Below are 11520 nucleotides of genomic sequence, written 5' to 3' on the forward strand. Positions count from 1 at the left end.
AATAAGTTAATCGATGAGACATTGGCTACATTCCAGATTAGCCGTTCATTAAGCATGAAAGGTTGTCCTTACGACAACGCCGTTGCTGAAGCTACCTTTAAAATAATGAAAACAGAGTTTATTAACCAAATGAATTTTCAGAGCCTGCAACATCTTACGTTGGAGTTATATGACTATGTCAATTGGTATAACAAGCACCGCATACATGGGACATTAGGCTATATGAGCCCAGTTAATTATAAAAGAAAAGCCCTTAAAAAAGTTGTTTGATTTTGTGTTGACAGTCCAACCGTGAACTGTGCAAGTATGGACAATGCATCATCTATATTTATGCAACGTAAATCATGTTTTATTTCTTCAATTGACGCTTTCTGACCAAATATTTGTGAGTAAGATAAGCAAATCTTCATGAAAGAGCTTATTTTTGAAAATCCAACAGTCATATTTTCTCCTTTAAGATTCGTAGATTCGTCTGCACATAGAAATACTCTGATAACATAACACCACTCTATACTAAGTAATATGTTATTGTCAGGCAATTTTAATTAGATGAATGCCATTGTAAATAGAGCAAAGATTTAAAATTGTAAAAACCTTATTTTAAAAATTACGCATTGTTTAAGTAGTTCTCCCCTTCACCATGTGTTCTGACAACCTAAAAGAAACGGTCTTGATATTCCCTAATCTAGTGTTGTTTGCTTTGGAGCATTAGAGAAGTTTACTAAATACCATTGTGGCCAGCTCACTTTCGTAAATCCAAGTCATACTCAGACCATTCAATACATATTGTCTTATTCGAGTTGGTTTTTCTCTTGCCAGTTAACTTCTTAATTCTAATGTCCCACAAATATCCGCTAAGGGTCGATATTATTAAGGAGGTTCAATATATTGAAGAAGCGTATAAACTCAGGTCGATGGTCTGGGATAATTACTGGAGTGTTATTAATTGTTGGGTTGATTACAGGTATTTTCAGTGTTGTTCCTGTTATAGATGGAGTAGATTATTTAGCCAAGGCTTCTGCCAGTGAGAATCAAGTGCTAATAGGATCATTTTTTCAGCTGCTGATGGTTGTTGCCTATGTTGGTGTACCTATTTTGCTATATCCGAATTTAAGTCAGCACCATAAAGGTTTAGCGCTTGGCTCTGTTGCTTTTGGCATCACTGCGGGAGTGTTCATTATTATTGGTGTAATCATTCTTCTGCTGCTGTTGACATTAAGTCACGAATTTTCAAAAGTTGGAGCTGAGAATATCGCATACTTTCAGACGTTAGGTAGATTGTTACGAGAAGGCCGTGATTTGGTGAACCATGTGGCAACGACACTGGCGTTTGTATTGGCTATGTTCTTGTTTAATTGGGTATTTTACAAAAGCAAAATCGTTCCACGGTGGTTGTCCGTTACAGGTCTTATCGGGTCTGTTTTGTCCATATTAGCAAGCTTATTTTTTATGATTCGCGTCATTGATCTAGACGAAACCTACATGATATTGAATATTCCAATAGCTGTACAACAATTAGTATTGGCTATATGGCTAATCCTTAAAGGTTTTAATAGGGCAGCACAGCATCCTAACAAATAAATAAGTTTTTGAAGATTTTCTTAAATGCATATTCATTTGATTTTGGCAAGGAGGTACATCGAAATGACTAATAGAGACATGCTTTCCCTCAATGACAACACTCAGGCCATTCTTCAATTTCAGTACCAAATCTCATGCCAACTGTTAGATCTTCATCTAAATGGACTTGGTGAAGATGAATATAGCTGGAGGCCTGCTGAGCAAGGACTTCACATAACTTTCGATTCGGGAGTTTGGCGTGCAGATTGGCCAGACTCAGAGAGTTATGAGATTGGACCTCCAAGCATTGCTTGGTTAAGCTGGCACATTATTTATTGGTTGTCTATGGTTTACAACCATTCGTTTGGGGATAGAACGCTGCAACGTGAATCTGTTCCTTGCTTCGGTAGTGCGAGAGAAGCGATTGCCCACATTTATCAACTAAAGAACAATTGGGAAGCTGCAGTGGCTGAACTCTCCCCTCAGGAACTTCATAAACACACTCGAACCAACTGGCCTTTCAGTAATAAATCATTCTATGAACTATTAGCGTGGCTCAATTTGGAGCTTATGAAGAACGCAGCGGAAATTGGTTCTTGTCGATTTCTCTGTGCTTCCCAAAAACAAGAAAATGATTAAAGATCCAATAACCACTCTCCTCCATTCCAGTTGCCCGTAGACAGTAGAAAATAATAAAGCTGCCGGTTTATCGCCGACAGCTATATACTAATCTAATCTGTTAACTTCATTTGTAATCATTGTTCACGTAGCAAACTTCTCTACTCCCTCTGAATGATCTTTCTATCTTTAATTTCAAATACGATATCAGCTACGTTCTCCAACAAACGAGCATCGTGCGAAATAAATAGGATTGTACCTGCGTAGTTCTTCATCAAGTTTTCCAACGCCTCTACAGCAGGAAGATCTAAGAAGTTGCTTGGTTCATCCATAAGCAAGATGTTATATCGCCCCAGCAGCATTTTAGCGAGCTGCAATTTAATGATTTCGCCCCCGCTTAAAGCAGATAGCTCTTTACGTACATCAAGCTGAGAAAAACCCATAGCTGCCAGTACAGCGCGAACATCGGATATTTGATAATCGCATTTATCCAACATAAACTCCATAACACCCTGATTACGATCAAATTTGTAACCATTTTGAGCAAAGTAGCCGATTGCCGCTTTAGGAGATATGGAAATGCCGGCTTCGCGTTCAAGTATCATTTTGAAAAGTGCCGTTTTACCTGTTCCATTGGCACCTGTTATCGCAATTTTTGCCCCTAATGGCAATTGAAAAGCAGCATTTTCAAATATAACCTTGTGCCCTAACCGTTTGTTAATCCCCTTCCCTATGATAGGAAATGGATTGTAAAGTTCCAGCGCTTTACTGAGACGGAATTGGATAGCGCGAATAGCTTCAGGCGGCTTCACATTGCCAAGCTCCTCAATTCTGTGCTCCATATTTTTTGCAGCGTTATGGAGCTTCTTCTGTTTGCTGCCCGTCGGTTTTTGATGACTGAGGCGTCCGCCACTTTCAGAGCTATTTTTGCTTGAAGCGCCCTTCGCTTTTTGATCAAGCTTCCGAGCCTGATTCCGTTTTTCAATGATTGCTTTCTCTAGCCGTTCTCGCTCTGCAGCAAACTTCTTATATTGCGCAGCTTGAGCTTGTCGTTCTTCTTCTTTTTGCTCCAAGTATTCGGAATATCCGCCCCAATACTCTGTAATCTTTCCATCTCTTAGCTCCCAAATCTTATCGACGACTTGGTCAAGGAAATAGCGATCATGACTTACAATAAGCAGTGCACCTGAATAATATTTAATCTGGTTAATTAAAAAGTCAATGCCCTCGCGATCTAAGTGGCACGTTGGTTCATCGGCAAAAATGCCATGCGCTCCACTAGACAGCGCCTGCGCAATTTTTAAGCGTGTTTCTTCACCACCGCTTCTATGCTCGACTTGAAGATGGTTAATCCCCAACTTGCCCATTAAAGCATAATCCGTTACCTCTTGCACGACGACATCTTCTAACTGTGGGATATACGTAAAATCAGCTTCCCGCACCATTTTTCCGTGCGGCAAAGTAATTTCGCCCAGCAATATTTTTAACAGTGTGCTCTTTCCTGCGCCATTAGCGCCTACCAAACCGATACGGTCGTAATCATAGAGCTCCAACTCGTCAATATCCAGTATATCGCGCCCCATATATTCTACATAAATATCTTTTGCTTTTATTAATACATTCACCGTAGTCATCTCCCCTATAAATCGCAGTGTTCTGTTCGCAGGATAGCCTGCGACTTAAGAAGAGAGGATCAAATAAAGAAGTACCAGTGCCTATATTGCATGTTCATAGCTCCTTTTTCCTGATGATTGATTTTATCGTATATTGTATTTTGGCAATAAAAAAATACAGATCCAAGTCCAACAGAGGGCTTAAATCTGTACTTATCACGAGAGAGTTCGCTGAAAAGACATAGGTAAAAACCTATCCAAATCACGTTCTATGTCTTTCACTCGTAAAATAAGCAGCTCAAAAAAAGCCCACGATTCGTGGAAATATCCGCTTTTTTATTGCTAGCTTATCTTAAACGAATAGTAAGAACATAGATAACGAGCCTCCTAATAAAAATATGTTTAATGGTAACATTGACTGCTTCGACTGTCAAATCCGTACATGGTTGCGTCATTGCACGCAGTTAGAAATTATGCATAAACATTAAATCCTTTAGTACTAAATCATTTCGGCTGCTCATATTCTTTCTCGTCATAATCATCTTTATGATTCTTACAACCACAGCACAATGTGGAAGGAGTTGGTGAAGCGCTCATAGGAAACGGATTAACATTACACGAAAGGAATTGTAAAAAAGATGACAATGGAGGGATTATTAGTGTCTACTGCGAGCTCGATTTTTTCAAAACAGTTAAAGCTGTTTGTACTGTGCAGTATGTTGTTTGCTCTGCTATTTGTATTATCAAATACAGTGTTTGTAGAGAAATCTTCCGCACATGGTAATGTTACGAATAGCCGTGGTGCATTATGTGCGAGCGGTCAAAATCAGAACTGTGGACAAATTATTTATGAGCCATACAGCCTAGAAGGACCTAAAGGTTTCCCTGCGGGAGGACCTCAGGACGGAAAAATCGCGAGCGCTAACACTTGGTTCACTCAGCTTGATCAACAATCGTCTACTCGCTGGTCGAAGGTTAACATCAGCCCAGGTGCTTACACTTTTAATTGGTATATTAAAGTTCCTCATAAAACGACCAGCTGGAAATACTACATCACGAAGCAGAACTGGGACCCTAATGCTCCTCTTACACGCGCTTCTTTTGATCTAACGCCATTTTGCAGTGTATCCTCTGGCGGCTCGATGCCAGGTGGTTCTTATTCCGATACTTGCAACATTCCTAGCCGTTCAGGATACCAAGTGATATTAGCAGTGTGGGAAATCTATGACACAAACAACGCATTCTATAATGTTATCGATGTTAATTTTGGCGGTGACACGGATCAAATTGCTCCTACCGCTCCATCCAATGGAACTTCATCCAACATCGGAACGACAACGGCAACGGTATCTTGGGGAGGCTCCGCTGACAATGTTGGCGTTGTGGGATATCGGATATTTAACGGCTCTAACCAAATTGCAACAACGAACGGAGCACGATCTGCGAATCTGACTGGTCTGACGGCGAATACGACATATAACCTTACCGTTAAAGCATTCGACGCCGCAGGTAATGTTTCGAACGCGAGCAATACGATTACATTTACAACTCTCCCAGTGATTGGCCCAGACACCGTTCCACCTACTGCACCATCCAGTCTTCATGTTATGGGGGCGATCACTTCAACATCAGTCCCTCTCATGTGGAATGCATCAACTGATAATGTTGGTGTTAAAGAGTATCACTTATTCCGTGGAAGCACCTATATAGCAACTGTACCCGGAACGTCCGTACAATACACTGTTTCGAACTTAACCGCCAATACTTCGTATGCCTTTACCGTAAAAGCAGTAGACCATGCGGGCAATATATCGACTACCAGCAATGTACTTAACGTGACAACGCTCTCATCACCTGCCATTTATCCAGCATGGAGCCCAACGACTGTATATGTCGCAGGTAATAAAGTCACACACAACAACGTCAACTATGAAGCAAAATGGTGGACGCTTAACGAAACGCCTGGCACTTCAACTGCCACAGTGTGGAAGGTAATTCCATAGACTAGCTCTATAATAAAGACGACCATCCCCCACTTAAATAGGCTATGGTCGTCTTTATTATTAAAATGAAATCGCTGCACGAATTCGTTATAGGTAAATCCTCATTTTACATGTGTGATTCCAATCATTATTAAACGTAACTTTGTGTGAATTTATAGTATTTCTATATACCCTTCTGTTCCATGTACTCGAATTCGCTGCCCATCCTTGATTAATTTGGTTGCATGCTCAACTCCGACAACTGCCGGCAAGCCATACTCACGTGCGATAACGGCTCCGTGGGTCATCAACCCGCCAACTTCAGTTACGAGGCCTTTTATGGAAACGAACAACGGTGTCCAGCTCGGATCGGTAAAGGCGGTGACTAAAATATCCCCTTCTTCTAGAGCAGCATCTTCCATCTGTAAGATGACACGCGCTCGTCCCTCTATCACCCCAGCAGAAACAGCTAGCCCTATAATAGCCTCTGCGGGAAGATTCTCTCGTTTATACTTACCAGCAACAATCTCACCATCTGACGTGATGACACGCGGCGGCGTTAATTTTTCATACAGTTTATATTCGTCTTTTCGTTTGCTAATGATCTGGTAATCCAATTGATGAGTTCGTACGACTTCGTGAAGTTCTTCAAAAGTTAGTTCGTATATATCTTCTCTTTTAACCATAACCCCCGCTGCTACGAGTCGATCAGCTTCTTTTAGTAGAGCCTGCTTATATACGAAATAGCGATTCACCATGCCGTACTTTGGATACTCCCGATATCCGATGAAATTCCGGACGAGATCGATCATTCGTTTGGTTTCTTCGGCTTTTTGCTCACCGTGAGGTAATTGCTTCAATCGCTGTAATAACTCCTGCTCTTTATTCGAAGCTTCTACTCGCCCCTGCTCAAATTTCCGCTTACTTGCATTCGGCTCAAAATTTTTGATATTACTTAGAATCATCGGGACAAGTGTAGATGGTTTTTCGCTCCAACGGGTTTTGGTGATATCGATTTCTCCGGCACATCGCATTCCGTATATGTTGAGATAAGCATGGATCGCATCTAGGCATTCCTGACCACCCTCAATCTTAACCAGTTCATCCTCCCTAATATCCACGTTTACATGCTGTAAATAATCAATAACATCACGGTAAGGACGAATCACATCTGCGACATCCAATAGTGCGAGGCCCATTTCAGACGTAATATTATTGGGTACAGATTGAGAAAGTGTATCTGCTGCACCCTTTTCGCCTAACCACTCGTTCATGTTCTCATTGATCCATGCTGAAGCATTCATAGCAGTCACAATGACCTCCAAACTTTGCGGGTCAAATAAAAATTTCTTCAATTGTTGGATATCTTCTAAAATAAAATCAAATAACGCAGATCCTGATTTCGTTTGGATGACTTCTTTTAACTCTTCTATTGATGTTTGATGGCTCTTAATTAAATCAGAAACGATTGTTGAATTGTGTTCGAATTTGTTTTGAAAATGGGGAGCTGCCATCTCATTATTGCTTGTTTTGGGACCCGTTGGTGTTGTTTTTCCATTAGGAATCAATGTGATAAAATTTTCACGTTCCAGTATGGTCATCAATGCGTCTTTGATAAGGGGATCAGATTGGCCTAGACTATTCACTATCATTTCTCTACTGTCAGGTGAAGCCAGCATAGGTGTCATATCTACAAAGAGCCTTCCACCAGCTTTACGCATAGGAGCAGGAGTTGTCAGCAGGAAAAAGGACAATCCCAGCGGTTTCATAGGATCGGTCATCATTTGCTGATGTCCTACAGATACGTAGACGCGATTTGCTTGATCATCTGATTCAGGTATCGGATATAAAGTAGTGATTGGGCGACTCTGGACGATATAAAAGGTACCATCAACCAAACACCATTCAATATCTTGCGGGCAGCCGAAGTAAGCTTCGATCTGTCTTCCGATCTGTGCAAGTTGTAAAATTTGTTGTTCTGTAAGCGTTTGACTCTTTTGCTGTTCAGGATTGAGCTGCTTGGTCTCTGTTCCGCCTTCTTTCCGCCCATAAATGGCTAATTTTTTGAGCGCGATTCTTTTATCGACGATGTGTCCATCCTGTACTTTGTAGCAATCGGCAGATACCAAACCTGAGACCAGTGCTTCTCCAAGGCCATAACTGGCATCGATAGAGAGCAGCTTGCGGTTACAATTGATCGGATCAGCTGTAAATAAAATGCCGGATGCCTGTGGGAAAACCATTTTTTGAATGATTACGGATAAATAAACGTGACGATGATCAAATCCATTTTGCATACGGTAGATGACTGCGCGTTCCGTAAATAAAGAAGCCCAACATTTGCTCACATGTTCCAAAATGGCTTCTTGGCCAATGATATTTAAATAGGTGTCTTGTTGACCTGCAAAGGAGGCATACGGCAAGTCTTCAGCGGTCGCACTAGAACGAACGGCATAAGCATGCTCCTCGCCAAGCCGTAAGAGATTGCAAGCAACTTCGTTCACAACATCGCTAGGAAGTACTGTCCCCCTAATGCTTTGTCGAATAGCACTGCTAATTTCAGCAATTTGCTCCCGATCTTCTACGGTAAGCATAGTTAGTCGGTCCAACAGAGCCTGATACGTTTCGTTTTGTTCGATGGCTTGTTGATATCCGATTGTTGTAATACAAAACCCTTCAGGGACTTGTATGCCCTTCAATTTAGCTAGCTCCCCTAAATGTAACCCTTTTCCGCCAACGAGCATAAGTTCCGTTTGTTCTATTTCTTGAAAACCGAGCACCAAATTACGCATTCAACATCTCCCCTAACCATTAAATTCAAAAAAAGATTTGACATGAGAATAGCAGTGTAGTACAATAAAATTGTAAGATAAGATAACTATGTTTTTATATAATAAAAGTCGTGTTCTGATTGTATCATCGTGACTTTTTATTTGCAATAGCAAAGAACCTGATAATATTATCAGGTTCTTTTTTGTACTGCATGATGAAATTCCACAGTTACGTCCAGATTGATCCTAATCGGTGTACACTTCAAGCTTCCATATTGAATATCCCCACAACGTTGCCTTTTTTACACCAGTCAATTTTACATATCTGCACTTGACACTTCCAAAATCGCTATGCTCTTCCATTCCACCCTTACCTGAATCCGTATTAACGATTGTCTTCCATATTTCATTGTCATTCGATATATCTATTGTATATGACGTAGCATAAGCTTCTTCCCAATTTATAAGAACACGCCCAATCTCTACTTCTTCTAATAGATCAATACATATCCATTCATGATCATTTGTTGCGGCGCTGCTCCATCTTGTCTTGGAGCTTCCATCATTAATATTTTCTTTCCGATTCACGTTTGATTCTTCCGATGAACAGAAGACAGGCTTTCCTAATGCATGATCTTTTCCTCTAGCTGCTGTAATCAAGGTTATCTCATCATTGCTCAGGCTGATGTCGCCTCTAACCGTCCTAACTTTCACTTTTATATGATGTTCACGGCCTTGTTCTAAATTTTGTATTTCGTATACATTCTGCAGGGTCACTCCTAATAGAGTATGGTTAGCATATATTTGATACTGATAAATATATTCATCGAGAATATCTTCCCACTTTAGTAAAAGCCCGTTACCTGGTAGTGTTTCAAATTTCAGTTTTAGATCTACTACAGTTTCAGGTTGGGAACTCCTTCTATTAACAGGGTGGCTTCTATTTTGATTAATTCTTTGCTTGATCATCTTAATGTTTTCAGTTTCTAATTCTTTTAGCGCTTTTATTTTTTCAGTCGTTTTCTGAAGGTCGATCTTTCCACCTAGTAAGATTTTGAGGAATACATTTCTAATATTACAGGATAACTCAACGATTTCGTCCAATTTATCTGTCCCTGGGTATCGAGTAATTCTGAAGAATTTTGATAAAAAATAACGAGAACCTGCCACCATAGCCAATGCGTTCTCATGATTTTTTATATTTTTTTTATGCTCCTCCATCTGTAGGGAATGTTCTTGCAGCATTTCTATCATCTTATCGTATAGATTCAAATTATTACCAACAGATAAAAAACCATCTTCAAACTTGTTTATCAATAAATTAACCGTTGCTTCAGTGAAGTTATACTGTTCATCACATATGTATGCCATCGATCTCCATCTTTCATCTAAGCTGTCAAAAGCCTCCTCTATTCTGCTTTGATCATAAGTGTGCCCCATTAAATTCGGTATATCAGAAATTACAAAAGTCCCCTTCTCTTGGTCATATGATTCCAGACTAATAGCATGGGTGCTTCTTGGTTCATTTGCTAAATGAGGGAGATATTCTGTCCATATCCAAAGATAAAGCCGTTTTCCTTCAGAAAACTTTTCTTGAACGAAGGGATATGAGGACGCTAAGTTTGGGAATTTTGTAATTTTCACATCCATCCCTATATCACTCAGATCGTTCAACGTGCTAGTGACCATGAACCAACGATCTAAACCTCTAACAACAATCTGATTATAAATATCCTCACATTCAATATAAGAATCATAAAAGAGGTAATCCACAGGAACTCCTTTATTAAGAAGATCAAACAAAACTTGAGTTATCCCGCAATTCATATGCCTAAATTTAAAATAATCTAAGTAATTAATATTAATGTGAATCACTCCTATACTTTTACATACTTTGTTTGAGTTAATTTGGACATGCCTTTTCTCATTAAGGGCAGCTCTTTTGCTGGGCATACCGTTCTACAAGTCAGGCTCAGCTAATTTCGATGTGGCATTCCTCAGCAGAGCCCTATTTTGATTTATATACTTGTTCAATACGATAAAAAATGCAGCCAGAAAAAGCAAAAATGATGTTGTTTGCAACAACTTGATAAGCAACATGGTAAGACATATTTCATGGTGTAGTGTGAATAGCCGTTTATGAATGTTTGATGTAGGATAATACTCTCGTGATGTCACTGAAGCGAATCTGTTATGAAGAGGTAGTTCATTATGAAGGATGTAATATGAAGTTTAAGTAAGCTAAGGGCTCATGATCGAATTCGTGTAAGAAGAGAGATATCATTCCACCATGATAAATAATCAAAAATGAGCTGATTCCATCTTAGCATAATTGAGCAAGGACAACTAGCGACGTTACATAAAGCTTGCATTGTCACCCCAAACAGTTGTGGCCAACTTGGTCGTCACCATTGCCCGTGAAACCAACAGAGCATGGGTATGGCTCCTTAACTGCTTATAAGCTTACGATCCAGGGTAGATCTTCAGCTCACCTATCAGCAAACTTACCTTTGAAAGAGATTCGCAATCAGATGTGTTGACAAGATTCGATTTCAATCCACGCACTCACGTAGAGTGCGACTCAACTATTACTTAATGACATTGCTGTCAATATAGTTTCAATCCACGCACTCACGTAGAGTGCGACCATATTTACAATCAAACACATAGCCCATAAATACAGGAGTTTCAATCCACGCACTCACGTAGAGTGCGACTCTGTTCGGCGGCCTTAACCTCGGGGGCATCGTGTTTCAATCCACGCACTCACGTAGAGTGCGACTCCGGCAAGGTACCAAATGAATTGTTGAAAAAAGTTTCAATCCACGCACTCACGTAGAGTGCGACTTGCAAATTGAAATTTTTGAGAATGAAATTGTTGTGTTTCAATCCACGCACTCACGTAGAGTGCGACTCCTCGTTGCAGCTGTTCCTATCCCCTTTTCCTGTTTCAATCCACGCACTCACGTAGAGTGC

Annotated in this window: 7 protein-coding genes and 1 CRISPR repeat array; of the genes, 4 read left to right on the forward strand and 3 right to left on the reverse strand. The window is 40.3% G+C overall.

All coding sequences use genetic code 11. The features are described 5' to 3' along the window. The 3 genes from H580_RS0122610 to H580_RS0122620 form a co-directional block, all read left to right on the forward strand. A partial coding sequence (locus H580_RS0122610) for an IS3 family transposase (RefSeq protein ID WP_028596804.1) occupies window positions 1–270 on the forward strand: 270 nt, incomplete at its 5' end. Between the two features lie 618 nt (window positions 271–888). Further along, window positions 889–1581, forward strand: a complete 693-nt coding sequence (locus tag H580_RS0122615) for a DUF4386 domain-containing protein (protein ID WP_245583631.1) — start codon at window positions 889–891, stop codon at window positions 1579–1581. A gap of 63 nt (window positions 1582–1644) precedes the next feature. Continuing rightward, window positions 1645–2199 (forward strand): DinB family protein, encoded by a 555-nt coding sequence (locus tag H580_RS0122620; RefSeq protein ID WP_051217670.1) that lies wholly within the window; start codon window positions 1645–1647, stop codon window positions 2197–2199. Window positions 2200–2339: 140 nt separating this feature from the next. Here H580_RS0122620 and H580_RS0122625 read toward each other — a convergent pair whose 3' ends face one another. Beyond that, complete coding sequence (locus H580_RS0122625; RefSeq protein ID WP_425414147.1) at window positions 2340–3812, reverse strand: Msr family ABC-F type ribosomal protection protein; 1473 nt, start codon at window positions 3810–3812, stop codon at window positions 2340–2342. A 638-nt stretch (window positions 3813–4450) separates the two neighbouring features. On the opposite strand from H580_RS0122625, the gene H580_RS25240 reads away from it, so the two are divergent. Further along, complete coding sequence (locus tag H580_RS25240; protein WP_245583632.1) at window positions 4451–5794, forward strand: lytic polysaccharide monooxygenase; 1344 nt, start codon at window positions 4451–4453, stop codon at window positions 5792–5794. 152 nt (window positions 5795–5946) lie between these two features. On the opposite strand, the gene ppsA is transcribed toward H580_RS25240, so the two are convergent. Together ppsA and H580_RS0122640 are read right to left on the reverse strand one after the other, a co-directional pair. Further along, complete coding sequence (gene ppsA / locus H580_RS0122635; RefSeq protein ID WP_028596808.1) at window positions 5947–8565, reverse strand: phosphoenolpyruvate synthase; 2619 nt, start codon at window positions 8563–8565, stop codon at window positions 5947–5949. 225 nt (window positions 8566–8790) lie between these two features. Further along, window positions 8791–10347: a discoidin domain-containing protein gene (locus H580_RS0122640; RefSeq protein ID WP_169449393.1), complete on the reverse strand. Its 1557-nt coding sequence runs from the start codon at window positions 10345–10347 to the stop codon at window positions 8791–8793. 746 nt (window positions 10348–11093) lie between these two features. Continuing rightward, window positions 11094–11459: a CRISPR direct-repeat array (repeat unit 33 nt; unit sequence GTTTCAATCCACGCACTCACGTAGAGTGCGACT). Window positions 11460–11520 lie beyond the last annotated feature (61 nt).

The organism is Paenibacillus assamensis DSM 18201 (genome assembly GCF_000422445.1).
GTDB classification, from domain to species: domain Bacteria; phylum Bacillota; class Bacilli; order Paenibacillales; family Paenibacillaceae; genus Paenibacillus_B; species Paenibacillus_B assamensis.

Bases quoted from the DNA above. Each gene is read 5' to 3' on its own strand.
- H580_RS0122620 (WP_051217670.1), top strand. From the start codon at position 1,645: ATGACTAATAGAGACATGCTTTCCCTCAATGACAACACTCAGGCCATT.
- H580_RS0122625 (WP_425414147.1), bottom strand. From the start codon at position 3,812: ATGACTACGGTGAATGTATTAATAAAAGCAAAAGATATTTATGTAGAA.
- ppsA (WP_028596808.1), bottom strand. From the start codon at position 8,565: ATGCGTAATTTGGTGCTCGGTTTTCAAGAAATAGAACAAACGGAACTT.